This is a genomic window from Pseudarthrobacter sp. As-47, from assembly GCF_058215595.1.
In genome coordinates, this window is the sequence record NZ_CM177088.1 from 2,113,232 (window position 1) to 2,133,960 (window position 20,729).

Consider the following 20,729-nt stretch of genomic DNA (forward strand, 5'->3'; position numbering starts at 1 on the left):
CCGGCCCGGCTTTTCCGGGCCACAGCAACAGACCCCCTGCCACAAGGCAGGGGGTCTGTTGTTTTAAGCAAACGCCGGCCACCGCGCGTGGGGCGTCACCCAGCGCGCCTTAAAGTTCGACGACGGCGCGGACCGTCCCGTCGTCGTCGTGCGTCAGGACGGCCCCGGCTGAGGCCAGAATGCGCTGGGCGCCGACGTTTCCCGCAAGGGTGCGGGCAGTGACCCGGGAAAGTCCCGCCCTTCGCGCCTCCTCCAGCACCAGGCGCAACGCGGCGGCGCCAACGCCCCGGGACCGAAAGCTCCGGCCAAGCCAGATACCCGTATCGGCCACCGCTCCGGCGGGTCCGGATTCCGCGGTGCCGGACGGGATGCGGCGCAGCCGGATGGATCCGGCGAGGCTGCCATCGGCGAGAATACCCCACGTCTTCTCCCCGGCGAGGCCGTCCAAACCGTAGGCGGCGGCGCGGTGAAGCCCGAAGAACCAGGCCGTCCGCTCGGGATTCCAGCCGGGTCCGCCCAGCGGGGGAGCCACCTCATCGGGGGAGGCATCGCGTTTAGCCAAAGCAAGGAGCCTGTCCAGCACATCCTCATCCACGTCCACCAGGGACACCTCAGGGGAAGGGGACATCCACCCACTCCGTTCCCTTCGCCTCCAGCAAGGCACTGCCGGCAGTCAGCAACTGCACCCGCTCCGCGGCGTCCGCTATGGCGCCGGCGTTGTCCGGCACCGCCACCTGCAGGACGGTGTGCCGGGCTCCGTAGCTGGTTCCGGCCATCACCAGGTTTGCGGTCCGCAGGTCGTTTTCGAGCTTCCCGGCTGCGGCGTGCGGCACTTCCACCGAGCAGATCCGCAGGCGGCTGCGGCGGACCAGCGGCACGAGGTTCAGGGCCGAGGACACGGACTCGGAGTATGCCCGCACCAGTCCGCCCGCCCCGAGAAGGACACCGCCGAAGTAACGGACGACGACGGCGCTTACGTCGCTGAGGTCGGCCGCCCCCGGCGCCGTCTCCCTCTTGGCCAAAGCTTCCAGCATGGGAATGCCTGCTGTTCCGGACGGTTCGCCGTCGTCGTTGGAGCGCTGGATGTCCCGGTCGGGTCCGATGATGAACGCCGAGCAGTGGTGCCGGGCGTCGTGGAACTCGCGGCGGAGGCCTGCCACCAAGTCCCGGGCAGCGTCCTCGCTGTCTGCCCGGCGCAGCACCGTGATGAACCGGGAACGCTTGATCTCCAGCTCATGGCGGAAATCGGAGCCCGCGGCCAGTGTGGTGTAGCTGGTGGCCCTGCTCTCTTCCCCTTGCACCCGCCCAAGTCTAGGCCCAGGGTCCCATGGCCCGGCAAGCCAGGGGGTGCCAACGCGTCCCCGGCGTGGCCAAGGCATTAAGAGTCAATTAAGGCGTCTGCAGGATTCTTGGAAAACCAGGACACGGGACCAGCAGGGAACTCCAGCCCGGAAGCACTTCTTAGAAACGTATTAGCAACCCAACGCTGGTTTATCTGAATGGATTCTTCGCCGCAGCCGGCGCAAGCCTGCACCGAATACGGTCAGGAAAACCCTGCCATTCATCATGGGTGGCACCGCAAGAAAGGGGCAGTACATTGTTCACATTTACGACAAACCACCTGGCCGCGCTTGAGTCCGGGAATGGCAAGCATTCTGGCGGAGCCAAAAAGACAAGGGTGTTCCTTTCCATCGCAACCGTTGCCGCAGCCGGTTTTTCAGGAGCAGTGATTGCCGCGCCCGCACACGCGTCTGTGTCGACGGCGAATGGCGGAAACGAACTGCAAATGGGCCCGGCAGGCGCGCCTTACAGTGAAGAGGAAATCCGCAGCCTGCAGGAGCGTGGCGATTTTCTTGGCGCAAGCTCACGGATCACGGCCAATCAATATGCCCTGGGCCACATGTATTAGGAGAATGAATTCGCAGATCCCAAGCCGCTCGGCAGTCGACCGTTAGGTCTGCGGAAAGGAGGGCTGATGTGAGTGGCTGCTGACGCGCCGGGCCGGTAACAGAAATCCGCGCCCTGTTCAGGGATACCAGGCAATTAGCCAGCTGGTCGCCCCGGGCAGGGCGTTGGTGCTGGTGTTGCACCCCGAAAACCCTTCCCAAGGCAGCCGCCAGGTGGCTGGCAGCTTCAGGACACGCGCCTGGACCCGGGCCTGGGGGATTAGGGTGGTGTGATGCTCAAGATCGGGTTGACGGGCGGCATCGCCTCCGGAAAGTCAGTGGTTGCCGCACGCCTGGAAGAACGTGGCGCGGTGCTTGTGGATGCTGATGCGTTGGCCCGTGAAGTGGTGGAGCCCGGCACCGAAGGCCTGGACCGCGTTGTGGCGGAGTTTGGCGGAGATGTCCTTGGCCCCGACGGCCGGTTGGACCGCCCCACACTCGGTGCGCTGGTGTTCGGCAGCCCAGAGCGGCTCGCGGCCCTCAACGGGATTGTCCACCCATTGGTCCGTGCACGGGCCGCCGACATTGTGGCGGCTGCGGCAGAAGATGCCGTTGTGGTGCAGGACATCCCCTTGCTGGTGGAAACCCGGCAGGGGAGCGACTTCCATCTGGTGGTGGTAGTGGACGCGCCAGACGACGTGCGGCTCCGGCGGATGCTGGAGCACCGCGGGATGACGCGCGAGGCCGCACTGCAGCGGATGGCCGCGCAGGCAACCCGGAACGAACGGCTGGCTGCGGCCGACGTCGTCCTGGACAATTCCGGCAGCGTGCAGCACCTGCTGGACCAGGTGGACGGGCTCTGGGACGACCGGCTGGTGCCCTTCGCCCGCAACCTCGCCGCAGGCACGCGCGCTGTGAGGAACTGCGGACCTGTCCTGGAACCGTATCGGGAGGAATGGGCCAGGGACGCAGCCCGGATCTCGGCAAGGCTGAAGACCGCTGCCCACGGGCTCATCCTGGCGGTGGACCACATTGGCTCCACGTCCGTCCCCGGCCTGGCCGCCAAGGACGTCATAGACCTGCAGGTCGCCGTTTCGGGATTGGACGCAGCAGACACTGCCGCACCCCGGCTGGCGGCAGCCGGGTTTCCCCGGGTGCCCGGTGCCGGGTCCGACACGCCCAAACCGGGCGCACCGGATCCCGGGCAGTGGCAGAAACGGTTCCACGCCAACGCGGACCCCGCGCGTCCGGTCAACATCCACGTCCGCGTTGCCGGCTCACCCGGATGGCGCTATGCCCTGATGTTCCGGGACTGGCTGCGGGCCAACCCTTCCGCGCGCACCCTTTACGCAGGGCACAAGGCAGACCTTGCGGCACGCTTCGCCGGCCAGGCGGGTACAAGGGCATATGCGGAGGCCAAGGAACCGTGGTTCACGGACGTTGCATGGCCCCTGATGACCGCCTGGGCCGACGCGACCGGGTGGGCGCCGCCGTCGTACGCGTCCTGAAAGCCGTGCCGCGGACCGGAGCTGTTCGCCCGTAACGGACGCGCGCTCTTAGTGTCGGTGCCCGGTTGTAGATTAGATCCATGAGCCTTGCGCAGGATATCAACCGTGTTGTGGCGCCCTTTGAGGTCATCAGCGAATTCAAGCCCGCGGGCGATCAACCCGCCGCCATTGCCGAACTGACGGAGCGCATCAAGAACGGCGAGAAGGACGTGGTGCTTCTCGGCGCCACAGGTACCGGTAAGAGCGCCACCACGGCCTGGCTGATCGAACAGGTCCAGCGCCCCACCCTGGTGATGGTCCAGAACAAGACCCTCGCGGCACAGCTGGCCAACGAATTCCGCGAACTGCTGCCCAACAACGCGGTGGAATACTTCGTCTCCTACTACGACTACTACCAGCCCGAGGCGTATGTGGCGCAGACGGACACCTTCATCGAGAAGGACTCCTCCATCAACGAGGAAGTTGAGAGGCTCCGCCACTCCGCCACCAACGCCCTTCTGACCCGGCGGGACGTGATCGTCGTGGCCACGGTGTCCTGCATTTACGGCCTGGGCACGCCGGAGGAATACATCGCCGGCATGGTCACGCTCCGCAAGGGCGCGGAAATGAACCGGGACGACCTCCTCCGGAAGTTCGTGTCCATGCAGTACGCCCGCAATGACATGGACTTCCACCGGGGCACGTTCCGGGTCCGGGGAGACACCGTGGAGATCATCCCGATGTACGAGGAACTGGCTATCCGGATCGAGTTCTTCGGTGACGAGATCGAGAACATCCACACGCTCCACCCGCTCACCGGCGAGGTGATCCGGGACGAAGAGGAAATGTACGTCTTCCCCGCCTCCCATTACGTGGCCGGGCCCGAGCGCATGTCCAGGGCCATCAAGCGGATTGAGGACGAGCTGGCGGACCGGCTGAAGGTGCTGGAGGGCCAGAACAAGCTGGTGGAGGCGCAGCGGCTCCGCATGCGGACCAACTACGACCTCGAAATGATGCAGCAGATGGGCTTCTGCAACGGCATCGAAAACTATTCCTCGCACATTGACGGCCGCGCCCCCGGCACGGCGCCGCACTGCCTCCTCGACTACTTCCCGGACGACTTCCTGCTGGTGGTGGACGAATCCCACGTGACAATCCCGCAGATCGGAGCGATGTACGAGGGCGACATGTCCCGCAAGCGCAACCTGGTGGACTTTGGCTTCCGGCTGCCCTCAGCCATGGACAACAGGCCGCTGAAATGGGATGAATTCCTACAGCGCGTCGGCCAGACCGTCTACCTGTCGGCCACCCCCGGCAAGTACGAGCTCGGCAAGGCCGACGGGTTCGTCCAGCAGATCATCCGGCCCACCGGGCTCATCGATCCCGAGGTGGTGGTCAAGCCCACCAAGGGCCAGATCGATGACCTGCTGGGGGAGATCAAAACCCGTACCGCCAAGGACGAGCGGATCCTGGTGACCACCCTGACCAAACGGATGGCCGAGGACCTCACCGACTACCTCCTGGGCCACGGCATCAAGGTGGAGTACCTCCACTCCGATGTGGACACCCTCCGGCGCGTTGAACTGCTGCGCGAACTCCGGATGGGCAAGTTCGACGTCCTGGTGGGCATCAACCTGCTGCGTGAAGGCCTGGACCTCCCGGAAGTGTCCCTGGTCAGCATCCTGGACGCGGACAAGGAAGGCTTCCTGCGCTCCTCAACCTCACTGATCCAGACCATCGGCCGCGCGGCCCGGAACGTCTCGGGCCAGGTGCACATGTACGCCGACCGCATCACGGACTCCATGGCACACGCCATCGACGAGACGAACCGGCGCCGCGCCATCCAGGTGGCCTACAACACCGAGCACGGGGTGGACCCGCAGCCGCTGCGGAAGAAGATTGCCGATATCACCGACCAACTGGCCAAGGAAGACGCCGACACCCAGGAGCTTCTCAACAACAGCCGGCTGGCCAAGGGCGGCAAGCGGAAGTCCGCGGCCAAGGGTGCCGCGCAGGTGCGCTCCGACGGCCTCGCAGCAGCACCGGCGGAGGACCTGGTGGGGCTGATCGAACAGCTGACGGAGCAGATGCACGGCGCTGCCGCCGAACTGCAGTTCGAGGTGGCAGCCAGGATCAGGGACGAAGTGAGCGAGCTGAAGAAGGAGCTGCGGCAGATGCAGGCCGCCGGGCACGCCTGACACAAAGGTAACGGGGACGGGGAGCCCGGGGGACTGCGGTACAGTTAAGGTCACGTAGGGGAGTATCCCGAGCGCTACGATCGTCAACACGCAGGGCATAGTTGCCCGGCCGGGCGTAGCGGGCCGCCAATTCAGCACCAAGTGCACAGGCAGGCCGGAGAGACTTACACCGCATCTCTGTACCCTGCGAAAGGCTACCCTGTGCTCGAATTGCCCGTGTGGTTCGAAGTCGGCTCACTTGTCGTCCTCGGCCTGATTCTCCTGATCGACCTTCTTTTGGTGGTCCGGCGTCCCCATGAACCTTCCATGAAGGAAGCCGGACTGTGGGTAGCGTTTTACGTCAGCCTCGCCCTGGTGTTCGCCGGGGCCATGTTTGCCTTCACCGGCCCGGAATACGGCGGCCAGTTCGTCGCCGGCTGGGTGACTGAATACAGCCTCAGCATCGACAACCTGTTTGTCTTCATCATCATCATGGCCCGCTTCTCCGTGCCCCGGAAGTACCAGCAGGAAGTGCTGATGGTGGGCATCATCATCGCCCTGATCCTGCGCGGCATCTTCATCCTGCTCGGCGCCATCGTGATTGAGCAGTTCAGCTGGGTGTTCTACATCTTCGGCGCGTTCCTGCTGTGGACTGCCTGGAAGCAGGCCCAGGACGAGGGCGAAGACGAAGAAGACCGGGAAAACCCGCTCATCGCCAAGATCCGCAAGGTCATCCCCATGTCGGAGAAGTTCGACGGCGGCAAGCTGCGCACCACCGTGGACGGCAAGAAGGTCTTCACCCCGATGCTGATCGTGTTCATCACCATCGGCCTCACGGACCTGCTCTTCGCTGTCGACTCCATCCCCGCGATCTTCGGCCTCACCCAGAGCCCGTTCATCGTGTTCACGGCCAACCTGTTTGCCCTGATGGGCCTGCGCCAGCTGTACTTCCTGCTCGGCGGCCTGATGAACCGCCTGATCTACCTGAAGCACGCGCTGTCCTTCATCCTGGCCTTCATCGGGGTCAAGCTGGTCCTCCATGCGATGCACGTGAACGAACTGCCGTTCATCAACGGCGGCCAGCACATTGAGTGGGCTCCCGAAATCCCCACGTTCGTGTCCCTGGCAGTGATCGTTGGCACCATCGTGATCGCCGTGATCGCCAGCCTGGTCAGCTCCAAGGCCAAGGAAGCGCACCTGGACCCGCGCCTTGAAGAGGACATCCGGAAGAGCCACAGCGACGCCGAGTAGCGCTTTGCTCTCAGTACCAGCAGACAATCCCGGCCGCCGTGCGGCCGGGATTGTCTGCTTTAAACCGTCCCCGCCATGCCGCGCAGCGGGGACTATGCTCGGTGCATGGGTCCAATCCTGATAACCGAGCAAGGCGTGCGCAAGGTGCAGCGGCGCACCGTGGCGCTGCTGGGCACGGCCCAGGTTTTTGGCGGCATTGGTACCGGCGCCACGGTGTCCATCGGGTCGATCCTCGCCGTCGAGCTGTCAGGGTCCAGTGCCTGGGCAGGTGCCGTGGCCACGGTCATGACGCTGGGAGCGGCGCTGGCAGCACTGCCTCTGGCCGCCCTGGCAGACCGCCGGGGACGCCGGATCGGTCAGGTAGCCGGGCTGTCCGCGGCCCTGGCGGGTGCGGTGCTGATGGTGCTCGCGGTGGTGTCCGGCCTCTTCGTCCTGCTGGTGCTGGGGGCCGCCGGCATCGGAGTGGGCAGCGCCGCCAGCCTGCAGGCGCGGTTCGCGGCAGTGGACCTTGCCGACCCCGAACACCGTGGCCTGGCCCTGTCAACGGTGGTCTGGACCGTCACCATCGGCGCCGTCACCGGACCCAATCTGATCCAGCCCGGCACCGTGGTGGGCCAGGCCCTGGGTCTTCCGCCGGTCGCCGGGCCCTTCGTGATTTCCGGTGCGGGCCTGCTCCTGGCAGCTGCCCTGCTCTTTGTTGGGCTTCGGCCGGACCCGCTGCTGCTCGCCAGGGAACTGGCCGCGCAGCAGGCCCGTACGGGCTTGCAGGACACGCAGGCTGTGGAGCAGGCGCCGGCGCCGCGGCTGGCAGGCCGTCCAGGCACCGGCCCTGCCGGACAGGGCGCGCACGACGGCGGGACACTGGCCCGGGGCCTGCGCGCCATCCGGCGTTCCCGGACCGCGCTCCTTGCCGTGGCCGCCGTCGTCGGAGCCCACGCCGTGATGGTGGGCGTGATGTCCATGACGCCCCTGCACCTGCAGGAACTGGTGGAGGGGCCGGGCGCCAGCCACGCAGGCCACACGGCGTCCGGTGATGTACTGGTGATCATCGGGTTCACCATCTCGCTGCACATCGCCGGAATGTTCGCCCTGTCACCGGTAATGGGCTGGCTGACGGACAAGGCAGGCAGGGCCCAGACCATCATGATCGGTTTCACCCTGCTGATTGCGGCCGTTGCTGTTGCCGGGTTCGGCCAGGCATCCACGGCGGCCGTGGCCGTGGGCCTGGTCCTGCTGGGCCTGGGCTGGTCCGCGGCCACCGTGTCCGGCTCCACGCTGCTGGCCGAAAGCGTGGCGCAGGAGTCGCGGGTTGCGGTCCAGGGCGTTTCCGACATGCTGATGGGTGCTGCCGGCGCCGTGGGCGGGGCAGTGTCCGGCCTGGTCCTCAGCTGGACGGGCTACCTGGGGCTCAACCTCCTGGGAGGTGCCGTGGGCGCAGCTGTCCTGGCCGCCGCGTTCATGACCGTCATGGCCGGGCGGCGGCAGTCAGCGGCCGCCTGACCGTGCCATGCCCAGGAGCCGGGCGAAGATCCCTTCCCCGTCGTCGGCGATGCCGTCATGGTGGAAGTCCCCCGACTCCCACACCTGCAGCCCGCGGACGGCGGACGCCGTTTCCAGGGACAGTTTCCGGTCCACATAGATATCGTCCGAGTAGACGGCGGCGGCCACCGGAACCGTGTTGGCTGCCAGCTGCCCGCGATCGTAGAGCTGTTTCCAGTCATCTTTGGCGGCCAGCAGTTCCGCCACCTCCCGGAGGGGCTGAAGGGCCGGGTCCTGCTCGAAATACCAGGGATAGACCATTTCGCCGGTCAGGAGCAGCGGCTCCGCGTCAGGCTTGAACTCCGGATACTCGTCCAGGACGCGCCAGGCCGCCCAGCCGGTGGCCTGGCCCTGGCCGTAGATGGACTCGTGCATCAGCGCGTAGAGGGGATTGGAGCGGCGGGACACGATGCCCTGCACCTGGTCCAGGAAGGCGTCGGAAAGCCGTGGGCCTGCGGCGGTTTCCGTGAACGCATCCTCCAGCAGGTGGTGCAGGCTGTCCACCCTGGTGTTGCCGCCGAGGAATGCCCCCACCATCTGGAAGCGCTCCACGGTGAGCGGACCGCCGTCCGGCAGGTATTCCGTGGTGTGCCGCAGGTGGCGGGCAATCCGCTCAACCGCGGCACGGTCCTCCGGGTACCAGGCAAAGTACTCGGCGTTCCGGGCGGCCACGCGCTGGAACGTGGCGCGGTAGACGTCGTCGGCCGGGCCGGCCAGGGGCGCAAGGCCGCCGGTGACCAGTACTTCCCGAAGTCCCTGCGGGGCAAAGGACAGGTAGGTCAGGGCACAAAAGCCGCCGTAGCTCTGCCCGTACACCGTCCACGGGTCCGCCCCCAGGGCTTCGCGGACCAGCTCGGCGTCGGCCACGATGGAATCGGCCCGGAAGTGTTCCAGGTAGGCTGCCTGGGCCGCGGCCGGTCCGCGCAGCGGAAGCGTGGTGCGGTCAATGGGCGAGGAGAGGCCGGTGCCCCGCTGGTCCAGCATCAGGATCCGGAAGTCCCTCGCGGCCGCCTTGCTCCAGCCGCCCAGGGATCCGAACCTGTTGCCCCGGCCGCCCGGGCCGCCCTGGAGGAAAAGCAGCCACGGAAGCTCCGCGGCCTGTTCCTCGGAGTGCGCGGCCGAGACGTACTCGCGGGCAAAAACGGTGATGGTTTCGCCGCCGGGGGAACCGCCGAAGTGGTCCAACGGCACGCTGAAGAAGTGTTCAGCGGTGCGCATGCCACGGAACTCGTGCCGTGCCCTGACCTCGTGCTGGACCCGGACCGTCGGGCCGGCCGGAGCCGGCATCCGTGCGTCAGCCATTGGCGCGGGCCGGGACGGCACTGCCGAACTGTTCGAGCGCCTGGCCGGTGAGCCGGAACGTGGACCAGCCGTCCATGGGCCTGGCGCCAAGGCTGCGGTAGAAGTTGATGGAGGGCTCGTTCCAGTCCAGGACGCTCCATTCCACCCTGGCGTATCCGTTGTCTACTGCGGTGGCGGCAAGGTGCTGGAGCAGCGCCTTTCCGTGCCCTTCGCCGCGGGCCTCCGGGCTGACGTAGAGGTCCTCCAGGTAGATGCCGTGCACGCCTTCCCAGGTGGAATAGTTCAGGAACCAGAGTGCGAAACCCTGGACTTCCCCTGCCTGGTTTTCCGCCATGGCTGCGAACACGCGCGGGTTCTCGCCGAACAGCACTTCCTGGAGCATTTCCGGTGTGTTCCGGACGGCGTCCGGCTCCTTTTCGTAGTGCGCCAGTTCGTGGATCATCCGAAGGATCGCGGGTACGTCTTGCCGGGTTGCGGGGCGGATTACACTCATTGTTCGAGCTTACCGTCAGGTTCCAGCTCCGGCGTGTGACCGCTCAGAGCCGGTTGACCTCCGTCACCTTGATCACGGCGGTGCCCGTTTCGTCGGAGGCGGCCAGGTCGACCTCTGCGGAAATTCCCCAGTCGTGGTTGCCGGCCGGATCGTCGAAGATCTGCCGTACCTTCCACTGGTCCCGTTCCTCGGTGATGATGAGCAGTGCCGGTCCGCGGGCATCCGGCCCGGTTCCGATGTCGTCGTGTTCGTCGAAGTAGTCATCCAGGGCGTCTTCCCAGCGCTCGGCGTTCCAGCCTGCGGCGCCGTCGAGTTCGCCCAGCGCTGCCGCGTCCTCGTCAGCAAAGAGTTCCACGCGGCGGAACATCTCGTTGCGGACCATCACCCGGAAGGCCCTGATGTTGGACGTGAGCGACGGCGGGGGAGGCGGGGGAGCGTCATGCGGTGTGGGTGCCAGGCCGGACGCAAGTTCCTCCCATTCGTCCAGGAGGCTGGAGTCCACCTGCCGGACCAGCTCGCCGAGCCACGCGACGAGGTCCTCCAGGTCATCGCGGAGCATGTCCTGCGGCACAGTCTGGCGGAGGGCCTTGAAGGCGTCCGCGAGGTACCGCAGGACGATGCCCTCCGACCGGGCCAGTCCGTAGAACTGGACGAACTCGCCGAAGTTCATGGCGCGCTCGTACATGTCCCGGACCACCGACTTGGGCGCCAGCTCGAAGTCCCCCACCCAAGGCGCGGCCTTCCGGTACACCTCGAAGGCTTCGCCCAGGATTTCCGCCAGGGGCTGGGGGTAGGTGACGCTGTCCAGCATGGCCATCCGCTGGTCGTAGTCGATGCCGTCCGCCTTCATGGCCGCCACCGCTTCGCCGCGGGCCTTCTTCTGCTGGGCGGAGAGGATCTGGCGCGGCTTCTCCAGGGTCGCCTCGATCACGGAGACAACGTCCAGGGCGTACGACGGCGACTCCGGGTCCAGGAGTTCCAGGGCGGCAAGTGCGAAGGGGGACAGCGGCTGGTTGAGTGCGAAGTTCGGCTGGAGGTGCACGGTCAGCCGGACCGTGCGGCCATCCGCTCCCTGCTCGTCGGCCGGGATCCGTTCCACGACTTCCGCCGCGAGCAACTCCCTGTATATGCCCAGCGCCTTCTTCATGAGCTGCAGCTGGGAGGACCTGGACTCGTGGTTTTCGGTCAGCAGGCGGCGGGCAGCGGCGAACGGGTCGCCGGGGCGTTCCATCAGGTTCATCAGCATTGCGTGGGTCACGGTGAAACTCGATGTCAACGGGTCCGGCACCGATTCGACGAGCCGTTTGAACGTTGGTTCGCCCCAGCTTACGAACCCCTCCGGCGGCTTCTTCTTGACCACCTGGCGGAGCTTCTTCTGGTCGTCACCGAATTTGGCGACGGCCTTGGCCATGGCCTTCACATTTTCGGTCACGTGCTCGGGTGCCTGGACCACCACGGTCCCGGCGGTGTCGTACCCGGCCCGGCCGGCCCTGCCCGCAATCTGGTGGAACTCACGGGAGTTAAGCAGGCGGGTGCGGACGCCGTCGTATTTGCTCAGGGCGGTCAGGAGGACGGTGCGGATGGGCACGTTGATGCCCACCCCCAGGGTGTCAGTGCCGCAAATGACCTTCAGCAGCCCCGCCTGGGCGAGTTGTTCCACCAGCCGGCGGTACTTGGGGAGCATCCCCGCGTGGTGCACGCCGATGCCGTGGCGGACCAGCCGGTTCAGCGTCTTGCCGAAGCCGGCGGCGAACCGGAAGTTCGCGATCAGCTCGGCGATCGCGTCCTTTTCCTCGCGGGTGCAGACGTTGATGCTCATCAGGGTCTGGGCGCGGTCGATCGCTTCGATCTGGCTGAAGTGCACCACGTACACCGGCACCTGTTTGGTGGAGAGCAGTTCCTCCAGGGTCTCGTGGACCGGCGTCTCGTGGTAGTAGTAATGCAGCGGAATGGGCCGCTCGGCTGAACTCACCGTGGTGGTGGGCCGCCCGGTCAGATGCGTCAGGCCTTCCTCGAACCGGCTGACGTCGCCCAGCGTGGCAGACATCAGGAGGAACTGTGCTTGCGGGAGCTCCAGCAGGGGCACCTGCCAGGCCCAGCCGCGCTGCGGGTCGGAGTAGAAATGGAACTCGTCCATGATGACGGTCCCCAGCTCCGCGGCCGCCCCTTCGCGGAGTGCGGTGTTGGCCAGGATCTCCGCCGTGCAGCAGATGATGGGGGCATCCTGGTTCACGCCGGAATCGCCCGTGATCATCCCGACGTTCTCCGCACCGAAGATGTCGCACAGGGCAAAGAACTTCTCGGAGACCAGCGCCTTGATGGGCGCAGTGTAGTAACTGCGGCGGCCCTGGGCCATGGCCTGGAAGTGGGCGGCGATGGCCACCAGGGACTTCCCGGACCCGGTGGGCGTCGCCAAAATGACGTTGGCCCCGGTTGCCAGCTCCATGATGGCCTCGTCCTGTGCCGGATACAGGGCAAGTCCCCGGCTTTCTGTCCACTCCACAAACCGGGTATAGAGGTCATCGGGGTCGACGCCGGCAGGCAGGCTGGGGGCGGAAAGTTGGGTCAGCTGATCAACGAGTTTCATTGATTTCCAGCTTAGTGCCCGGCCGGGCCCGGGTTTCCGCCGGGCCCGGGTTAGGCTTCGCCCGTAGACGTGACGGCTTCAAGACGTGGAGATGGACATGGAATGGGATCCGGCGAAATACGTCCAGTTCGGCGATTACCGGGATCGGCCCTTTTTCGACCTGACGGGGAGGGTCCACGCGGACCGTCCGGTACAAGTGGTGGACCTTGGCTGCGGACCGGGAAACCTGACAGCGACGCTGGCGGAGCGCTGGCCCTCCGCGGACGTGGTGGGGGTCGACTCCTCTGCCGAGATGCTGGCCAAAGCGGCGGCGCTGACCGGGGCGGGCGGGGGCCTGCGCTTCGAGCAGGCTGACATCGCCGGCTGGAAGCCCTCCACGGAGACTGATGTGGTGGTGAGCAATGCCGCCCTCCAGTGGGTGCCGGGCCACCAGGAGATGATGCGTGCGTGGCTGGATGCCCTCCGGCCCGGCGCCTGGTTCGCCCTGCAGGTTCCTGGAAACTTCAGCGCCCCGTCCCACGCACTGATGCGCGGGCTGGCTGCCTCGGCGACGTGGGAGCCACAACTTGGCGGCGTCCTGCGGGGCGGGGAGTCGGTGGGCGAGCCTGCGGACTACCTCCGTATCCTTCTCGACGCCGGGTATGCAGCCGATGCCTGGGAGACCACCTACCAGCAGGTCCTGCCAGGCAGGGACGCTGTCCTGGAGTGGGTCCGCGGCACGGCGCTCCGCCCCGTCCTGGCTGCCCTGTCCGAGCCTGATGCCGCCCGGTTCGAGGCGGAGTACGCAGCAGCGCTCCGGGAGGCCTACCCACAGACCGGGCATGGCACGGTGTATCCCTTCCGCAGGATTTTTGCGGTGGGCCGCAAGAACCCATGACCAGGATCCAGCCGCTTGGGGACCTCGACAATGCAGTCACGTGGTGTGACAACAGTGGAAAGTGATCTGGCTTACAATAACGGGGTGGCTGATGGGGGAGAGGCTACCGCCGGCTGCCCCCTCGGCTGACTGACCTGAGTGGAGGTACGTTGCTGATCGGACTGATGAGGCGGCTGCTCGGGGCCCACAAGGCCCCTGTGGTTGCCATCGTTGTTCTCCAGTTGGTCCAGGCGGCCGCCACGCTGATGCTGCCTACGGTCAACGCCGCGATCATCGACGACGGGATCGTGGCCGGCAACAATGCGGTCATCACCGGCCTGGGCACCGTCATGGCGGCCGTGGCCGTCGTCCAGGCAGCGGCTGCCATAGCGGCCGGCTACCTGGCGGCCGTGGTGGCAATGAGGATCGGACACCAGCTTCGGGCCGAAATTTTTACCAAGATCCAGTCACTGTCCTCGCAGGAAGTGGCAGCCTTCGGCACCCAGAGCCTTACCACCCGGGCCACCAATGACACCCAGCAGATCCAGGCCTTCTCCGTGCTGGTGTTCACCATGCTGGTAGCGGGACCGGCAATGGGCCTGGGCGGCATCGTCCTTGCCCTCCAGCAGGACGTGGCACTGTCTGCGGTGGTGATCGTCATCGTGCCGGTGCTCCTGCTGATCATGTACCTCATCGTACGGCGCCTCATTCCCCTCTACCGCGAGGGCCAGGACCTCCTGGACCGCGCCGGCGGCATCCTCCGCGAACAGATCATGGGAGCCAATGTCATCCGTGCCTTCGTCCGCCAGGACCACGAGGTCCGGCGCTTCGCGCGGACCAACAGCAGCCTGACGGCCAACAATCTCCAGTCAGCCCTCCTGGTGGCAGGAATGCTGCCGCTGATCATGCTCGTGGTGAACATTTCTTCCGTGGCCGTTGTGTGGCTGGGCGGCCACCGGATCCAGGCGGGCCTGATGAACATCGGGGCGCTGGCCGCCTTCATCGCCTATATCCTGCAAATCCTGCTGGCCATCATGATGGCGATGTACGTCCTGATGACGGCGCCGCGGGCAGCAGTCTGCGCGGAGCGTATCGGAGCGGTCCTCACCACTGAACCGTCGGTACGCGATCCGCAGGATACCGGAGCCGGGCCACGGACGGCGGGCAGCGGCTTCCTGCAGGACGCCAAGGGTGTTGTGAAGTTCAATCGGGTGGGTTTTTCCTATCCCGGCGCGGAAGAGCCAGTCCTGGCGGAGATCACCTTCACTGCCGGGCCGGGAACCACCACGGCCATCGTGGGCTCTACAGGCAGTGGTAAGTCCACACTGCTCAACCTGATTCCCCGGTTCCTCGATTCCACGGCAGGGACCATCAGCCTGGATGGTGTGGACATCAAGGACCTGCCGCTGGACACCCTGCGCGCAGCCATGTCGATCGTCCCCCAGCACTCCCACCTGTTTTCGGGCACCATTGCCGACAACCTCCGGATGGCCGCGCCGGATGCCACGGATGAAGAGTTATGGGATGCCCTTGAGGCAGCGCAGACCATGCGGTTCATGCGTGAGCTGCCGCTGGGGCTTGCCACGCCCGTGGGCCAGGGCGGAACGAATCTTTCCGGCGGCCAGCGCCAGCGGCTGTGCATCACGAGGGCCCTTCTCCGCAAGAGTCCGCTCTACCTGTTCGACGACAGCTTTTCGGCCCTGGACTACGACACCGACACCAGGCTGCGGCAGGCGCTGGCAGCCCGGCTCACTGACGCCACGGTGATTGTGGTGGCGGAACGGATCTCCGCCGTCGAGAACGCGGACCTTATTTTGGTCCTCGACGGCGGACGGCTGGTGGCGCAGGGTACGCACCTGGAGCTGCTGGAAACTTCGTCAACCTACCGGGAGATTGCAGACTCGCAGCTGGCGCTGGACGGACCGGCATGACGCCGCCGGCTGCAGCTCCCGGAGCGGCTGAAAAGTTCTGGCCTACGGCCAGACGGCTCCTGGGCCGGCTGCGGCCGTTCAGGCGTTTCATGCTCGGCGCCGTGGCGGCCACGTGCGCCTTCGCGGGACTCAACGTGGCGGCGCCGAAATACCTGGGCGACGCCACGGACGTGGTGGTGGAAGGGGTGTTCCAGGGAGCTTTGGACCACGGGCGGCTTGGCTTCCTGCTGGCCGGCGTTTCCCTGATGTATGTCCTTGCTTCACTGTTCAACTGGATCCAGGGCGCGCTGACGGCCCGTTCCGTCCAGGGGCTCATGTACGGCCTGCGGGCTGCGCTGGAGGACAAGCTGCACCGGCTGCCGTCCGCCTATTTCCGGGAACGGTCCCGGGGCGACGTCCTGAGCCGTGCCACGAACGACATCGACAATATTGCCCAGGCCATGAACCAGCTCCTGACGCAGTTGATCATGTCCGTCCTGATGCTGTGCGGGTCCCTGGCCATGATGCTCTGGATCTCGCCCCTGCTCGCAGCGATCGCCATTGCCACCGTGCCGCTGTCCACCCTGATCACCGTTCTCGTGGCCCGCCGTTCGCAGGCACACTTCGCAGGGCAGTGGACGGAGACCGGCGAGCTGAATGCGCACGTAGAGGAGTTTGTCTCAGGACACGAGGTCATCAAGGCCTTCGGGCACCAGGCCCAGGCCGCAGAGACTTTCGGCCGGAGCAATGACAGGCTTGCGCGCGCAGCCACGAAAGCCCAGTACTCGGCCGGTATGGTGCAGCCCCTGATGGTGCTGATCTCCAACCTCAACTACATCGCCGTGGCCGTGGTGGGTGCCCTCCAGGTCATCGTCGGCGCCATGACCATCGGCGGGATCCAGGCTTTCATCCAGTTCAGCAGGCTTTTCACCCAGCCAGTGGGACAGATCGGCGGCATGCTGAACCTTATCCAGTCCTGCGTGGCCTCCGCCGCGCGCGTTTTTGCCCTCCTTGATACGGAGGAGGATCCTCCGGAACCCGCGGAGGCCAAAGCGGTACCGCCGGGCGGACGCATCGAGTTCAATGACGTCACCTTCGGCTATCCGGAATCTGCCCCGGCAGTACACAACCTCTCCTTTTTCGTGGAGCCCGGCCAGACGGTGGCCATCGTGGGGCACACGGGGGCGGGCAAGACCACAGTGGTGAACCTCCTGATGCGGTTCTACGAGCCCGGCTCCGGCCGGATAACCATGGGGGGGACGGACATTGCCGCCATGTCCCGGGACCGGCTCCGGGAGCAGTTCGGGGTAGTGCTGCAGGATGCATGGCTCTTCGCCGGCACCATCCGGGAAAACATTGCCTACGGCCGGCCGGGGGCTACGGAGAGCTGCATTACCGCGGCGGCGGAGGCCAGTTACGTGGACAGGTTCGTGAGGGCGTTGCCCTGCGGTTACGACACAGTCCTGGAAAACGGTGGTGAACCCCTGAGCCAGGGCCAGCGGCAACTGCTCACCATCGCCCGCGCGCAACTGGCCGGCAGGGCGGTCCTGATCCTGGACGAAGCCACGAGCTCTGTTGACTCCAGGACCGAGCTCCTGATCCGCCAGGCCATGCAGCGCCTGCGGCAGGGCAGGACCAGCTTCGTCATAGCCCACCGTTTGTCCACCATCCGCAACGCTGATCTAATTCTGGTCATGGACCATGGACGCATCGTTGAGCAGGGCACGCACCACAGCCTCCTGGCTGCCAACAGCTATTACGCCCGGCTGCACAACGCCCAGTTCTCCGCCGGCACGGGCCGGACTGGCGCTCTCGAGGCGGGCATATGACGCCGGCAGCCGGCTTTCCCGGAACGTGGAGGCCCAACACCGCCAGCACTGTGGCGTTGTACGAGCAGCTCCGGCTGCACGTCATCCACCTGGCCGACAACGGATCCCTCCCTCCCGGAACCAGGCTGCCCGCGGTCCGCGCCCTGGCCGAGGTCCTGGACGTTGCGCCGCACACGGTGGCCCGGGCCTATAAGGAGCTCGAGGCGGCCGGAATCGTGGCGACCCGCGGCCGGAACGGCACGGTGGTGTGTGCACGTGATGAACGTCTCGGCGGGCTCTCCGCCGCGGCCGCAGCCTACGCCGCCGCCGCCAAGGCGCAGGGCGCCACGTTCGCCGAGGCCGTGAAGCTGCTGGCCGCGGCCTACGATGTTCCCTGAGGGCGGAACCGTGCAAGTTCGAAGAAGTTTTCGATTAGCATTATGGGGTGCCTAAAGCCGTAGCTGAAGAAACCTCCGCCCCCTCCACTGCATTAACTGTCCCCCCTGCGGCTGCCCCGCAGCGCCCGGACCTCTCCCGCCTTGTGGTGAAGGGCGCCCGCGAGCACAACCTCCGCAACGTGGACCTCGATCTGCCCCGGGACGCCATGATCGTCTTCACCGGGCTCTCCGGATCCGGGAAATCCTCCCTTGCCTTTGACACCATCTTCGCGGAGGGCCAGCGGCGCTACGTCGAATCGCTGTCCGCCTACGCCCGCCAGTTCCTGGGCCAGGTGGACAAGCCCGACGTCGATTTCATCGAGGGGTTGTCGCCGGCAGTCTCCATCGACCAGAAGTCCACCAGCAAGAACCCCCGCTCCACGGTGGGCACCATCACCGAAATCTACGACTACATGCGCCTTCTCTGGGCCCGTGTTGGCCGTCCCCACTGCCCCGTGTGCGGCGAGCCCGTGGCCAAGCAGACGCCCCAGCAGATCGTGGACCAGCTGCTGGAGCTTGACGAGGGCACCCGCTTCCAGGTTCTTGCTCCCGTGGTGCGCGGACGCAAGGGCGAGTTTGTCGATCTTTTCAAGGAACTGACCGCCAAGGGCTACTCCCGCGCACGGGTGGACGGAAACCTGGTGCAGCTGAGCGATCCGCCCAAGCTCGGTAAGCAGTTCAAGCACACCATCGAGGTGGTCGTGGACCGCCTGGTGGTCAAGGAAGGCATCAGCCAGCGGCTCACGGACTCCATCGAGACGGCCCTGGGCCTGGCCGAGGGCCGCGTCCTGGCAGAGTTCGTGGACCTTGAGGCAGACGATCCCGGCCGGCTGCGGGCTTTCTCCGAAAACCTGGCCTGCCCCAACGAACACCCCCTTGCCATCGACGAGATTGAGCCCCGCTCCTTCTCGTTCAACAACCCCTTCGGCGCCTGCGCGGCCTGCAGCGGCATCGGCACAAAGCTGGAAGTGGACGAGGAACTGATCGTTCCCAACCCGGAACTCTCCCTGGGCGAGGGCGCCATCGCACCGTGGTCGCTGGGCACGGCCACCACGGAGTACTGGAACAGGCTGCTGGAGGGCCTGGCCAAGGAGCTCGGCTTCTCCATGGACACCCCGTGGGAGAAACTGGGCAAGGACGTCCGCCAGACCGTCCTGCACGGCAAGGACCACAAAGTGGTGGTGCAGTACCGGAACCGCTTTGGCCGGGAACGCAAATACAGCACCGGGTTCGAAGGCGCCATCCAGTACGTCCACCGCAAGCACGGCGAGACGGACTCGGACTGGGCCCGCGACCGCTACGAAGAGTACATGCGCCAGGTTCCCTGCCCCGCCTGCAACGGTGCCCGGCTCAACCCGGCGTCGTTGTCCGTGCTGATCAACGGCAAGTCGATTGCCGACGTCGCCGCCCTTCCCATGCGCGACTGCGCCGACTTCCTGAACAACCTGGTGCTGACCGGCCGCGAAGCGCAGATCGCCCACCAGGTGCTCAAGGAGATCCAGGCGCGCCTGACGTTCCTGCTGGATGTTGGCCTTGAATACCTGAACCTGGAACGTCCGTCCGCGACGCTTTCCGGCGGCGAGGCGCAGCGCATCCGCCTGGCCACCCAGATAGGTTCCGGCCTGGTGGGAGTCCTCTATGTGCTGGATGAGCCGTCCATCGGCCTGCACCAGCGGGACAACCGTCGGCTGATTGACACCCTCACCCGTCTGCGGGACATGGGAAACACGCTGATCGTCGTTGAACACGACGAAGACACCATCCATGTTGCCGACTGGATTGTGGACATCGGGCCCGGTGCGGGGGAGCACGGCGGCCAGGTGGTCCACTCCGGCTCCTATAAGGAGCTGCTGGACAACACTGCGTCGCTGACCGGAGACTACCTGTCCGGCCGCAAATCGATCGAAGTCCCCAAAAAGCGCCGCAAGTACGACAAGAAGCGGGAGCTGAAGGTTGTGGGGGCGCGGGAGAACAACCTCGTGAATGTGGACGCCGCCTTCCCGCTGGGCCTCTTCACCGCTGTTACCGGGGTGAGCGGCTCGGGCAAGTCCACCCTGGTCAACGAAATCCTGTACAAGGTCCTGGCCAACAAGCTCAACGGCGCCAAGCAGGTGGCTGGCCGGCACAAGACTGTCCAGGGCCTCGAACACCTGGACAAGGTTGTCCATGTGGACCAGAGCCCCATCGGCCGCACCCCGCGCTCCAACCCCGCCACGTACACGGGCGTCTTCGACAACATCCGGAAGCTCTTTGCCGAAACCACCGAAGCCAAGGTGCGCGGCTACCTTCCCGGCAGGTTCTCGTTCAACGTCAAGGGTGGCCGCTGCGAGGCCTGCTCCGGTGACGGCACCCTGAAAATCGAAATGAACTTCCTGCCGGACGTCTACGTCCCGTGCGAGGTGTGCCATGGTGCGCGTTACAACCGGGAAACCCTTGAGGTGCATTACAAGGGCAAGACCATCGCGGACGTCCTGAACATGCCCATCGAGGAGGGGGCGGAGTTCTTCGCTGCCTTCTCGCCGATCGCACGGCACCTCAACACGCTGGTGGACGTGGGGCTGGGCTATGTCCGGCTGGGCCAGCCCGCCACCACGCTCTCCGGCGGCGAGGCCCAGCGCGTCAAGCTGGCCGCGGAGCTGCAGAAGCGCTCCAACGGACGCAGTGTGTACGTACTGGACGAGCCCACCACCGGGCTCCACTTCGAGGACATCCGCAAGCTGCTGATGGTCCTCCAGGGGCTGGTGGACAAGGGCAACACCGTGATCACCATCGAACACAACCTGGACGTCATCAAAAGCGCGGACTGGATCGTGGACCTGGGCCCTGACGGCGGTTCCGGCGGCGGCCAGGTGGTTGCGTCGGGAACACCGGAGCAGGTTGCCAAGTCCACCACCAGCCACACTGCTGCTTTCCTGGCCGAAATCCTGGAGTAGGACCGCACAAGTATTCCGTTCCGCGTATGCGAGTTTCAGGCATGAGTGCTGTCGTGAGAAACT

General features: G+C 65.9%; 15 protein-coding genes. 10 read left to right on the forward strand and 5 right to left on the reverse strand.

The window, feature by feature from the left end; genetic code table 11:
• Nucleotides 1-109: 109 nt before the first annotated feature.
• Together AC4BCK_RS09780 and AC4BCK_RS09785 are read right to left on the reverse strand one after the other, a co-directional pair.
• A complete protein-coding gene (locus AC4BCK_RS09780; protein ID WP_174174614.1) occupies nucleotides 110-628 on the reverse strand; it encodes a GNAT family N-acetyltransferase in 519 nt (172 codons plus the stop codon).
• A complete protein-coding gene (locus AC4BCK_RS09785) occupies nucleotides 612-1,301 on the reverse strand; it encodes an IMPACT family protein (RefSeq protein WP_310110490.1) in 690 nt (229 codons plus the stop codon). Before AC4BCK_RS09785 ends, AC4BCK_RS09780 begins: the two co-directional genes overlap by 17 nt.
• A 296-nt stretch (nucleotides 1,302-1,597) precedes the next feature.
• Here AC4BCK_RS09785 and AC4BCK_RS09790 point away from each other — a divergent pair, with 296 nt between their 5' ends.
• From AC4BCK_RS09790 to AC4BCK_RS09810, 5 genes are all read left to right on the forward strand, one after another.
• Nucleotides 1,598-1,909: a hypothetical protein gene (locus AC4BCK_RS09790; RefSeq protein WP_251420163.1), complete on the forward strand. Its 312-nt coding sequence runs from the start codon at nucleotides 1,598-1,600 to the stop codon at nucleotides 1,907-1,909.
• Between the two features lie 270 nt (nucleotides 1,910-2,179).
• Nucleotides 2,180-3,394 carry a dephospho-CoA kinase gene (gene coaE, locus AC4BCK_RS09795; RefSeq protein ID WP_377087813.1) on the forward strand — a complete coding sequence of 405 codons (1,215 nt, stop codon included), beginning with the start codon at nucleotides 2,180-2,182 and terminating at the stop codon, nucleotides 3,392-3,394.
• An 80-nt stretch (nucleotides 3,395-3,474) separates the two neighbouring features.
• Nucleotides 3,475-5,571, forward strand: a complete 2,097-nt coding sequence (gene uvrB / locus AC4BCK_RS09800; RefSeq protein ID WP_104187347.1) for an excinuclease ABC subunit UvrB — start codon at nucleotides 3,475-3,477, stop codon at nucleotides 5,569-5,571.
• Nucleotides 5,572-5,772: 201 nt separating this feature from the next.
• Nucleotides 5,773-6,801 carry a TerC family protein gene (locus AC4BCK_RS09805; RefSeq protein WP_174174606.1) on the forward strand — a complete coding sequence of 343 codons (1,029 nt, stop codon included), beginning with the start codon at nucleotides 5,773-5,775 and terminating at the stop codon, nucleotides 6,799-6,801.
• Between the two features lie 105 nt (nucleotides 6,802-6,906).
• Nucleotides 6,907-8,301, forward strand: coding sequence for an MFS transporter (locus AC4BCK_RS09810; protein WP_490566870.1), 1,395 nt, complete (start codon nucleotides 6,907-6,909; stop codon nucleotides 8,299-8,301).
• Here AC4BCK_RS09810 and AC4BCK_RS09815 read toward each other — a convergent pair.
• Genes AC4BCK_RS09815 through AC4BCK_RS09825 form a run of 3 tightly spaced genes read right to left on the reverse strand, consistent with a single transcriptional unit; the run spans nucleotide 8,287 to nucleotide 12,722 of the window.
• Nucleotides 8,287-9,642: an alpha/beta fold hydrolase gene (locus tag AC4BCK_RS09815; RefSeq protein ID WP_490566871.1), complete on the reverse strand. Its 1,356-nt coding sequence runs from the start codon at nucleotides 9,640-9,642 to the stop codon at nucleotides 8,287-8,289. The genes AC4BCK_RS09810 and AC4BCK_RS09815 overlap by 15 nt on opposite strands.
• Nucleotides 9,635-10,135, reverse strand: coding sequence for a GNAT family N-acetyltransferase (locus AC4BCK_RS09820; protein WP_188729824.1), 501 nt, complete (start codon nucleotides 10,133-10,135; stop codon nucleotides 9,635-9,637). The genes AC4BCK_RS09815 and AC4BCK_RS09820 overlap by 8 nt, the downstream gene beginning before the upstream one ends.
• Before the next feature lie 43 nt (nucleotides 10,136-10,178).
• The gene (locus AC4BCK_RS09825) at nucleotides 10,179-12,722 is read right to left on the reverse strand and encodes a DEAD/DEAH box helicase (RefSeq protein WP_364275062.1); all 2,544 of its coding nucleotides are present in this window, start codon (nucleotides 12,720-12,722) and stop codon (nucleotides 10,179-10,181) included.
• Between the two features lie 97 nt (nucleotides 12,723-12,819).
• Between AC4BCK_RS09825 and AC4BCK_RS09830 the strand changes: the two genes are divergently transcribed.
• From AC4BCK_RS09830 to uvrA, 5 genes are all read left to right on the forward strand, one after another.
• Nucleotides 12,820-13,599 carry a trans-aconitate 2-methyltransferase gene (locus AC4BCK_RS09830; protein WP_400511771.1) on the forward strand — a complete coding sequence of 260 codons (780 nt, stop codon included), beginning with the start codon at nucleotides 12,820-12,822 and terminating at the stop codon, nucleotides 13,597-13,599.
• Between the two features lie 149 nt (nucleotides 13,600-13,748).
• Nucleotides 13,749-15,509, forward strand: coding sequence for an ABC transporter ATP-binding protein (locus AC4BCK_RS09835; RefSeq protein ID WP_251420155.1), 1,761 nt, complete (start codon nucleotides 13,749-13,751; stop codon nucleotides 15,507-15,509).
• Nucleotides 15,506-17,317, forward strand: a complete 1,812-nt coding sequence (locus AC4BCK_RS09840) for an ABC transporter ATP-binding protein (protein ID WP_490566872.1) — start codon at nucleotides 15,506-15,508, stop codon at nucleotides 17,315-17,317. Before AC4BCK_RS09835 ends, AC4BCK_RS09840 begins: the two co-directional genes overlap by 4 nt.
• Nucleotides 17,314-17,694: a GntR family transcriptional regulator gene (locus tag AC4BCK_RS09845; protein WP_174174594.1), complete on the forward strand. Its 381-nt coding sequence runs from the start codon at nucleotides 17,314-17,316 to the stop codon at nucleotides 17,692-17,694. Before AC4BCK_RS09840 ends, AC4BCK_RS09845 begins: the two co-directional genes overlap by 4 nt.
• A gap of 47 nt (nucleotides 17,695-17,741) precedes the next feature.
• Entirely contained in the window at nucleotides 17,742-20,666 is a 2,925-nt protein-coding gene (gene uvrA / locus AC4BCK_RS09850; RefSeq protein WP_174174592.1) for an excinuclease ABC subunit UvrA, read from the forward strand.
• Nucleotides 20,667-20,729: the final 63 nt, after the last annotated feature.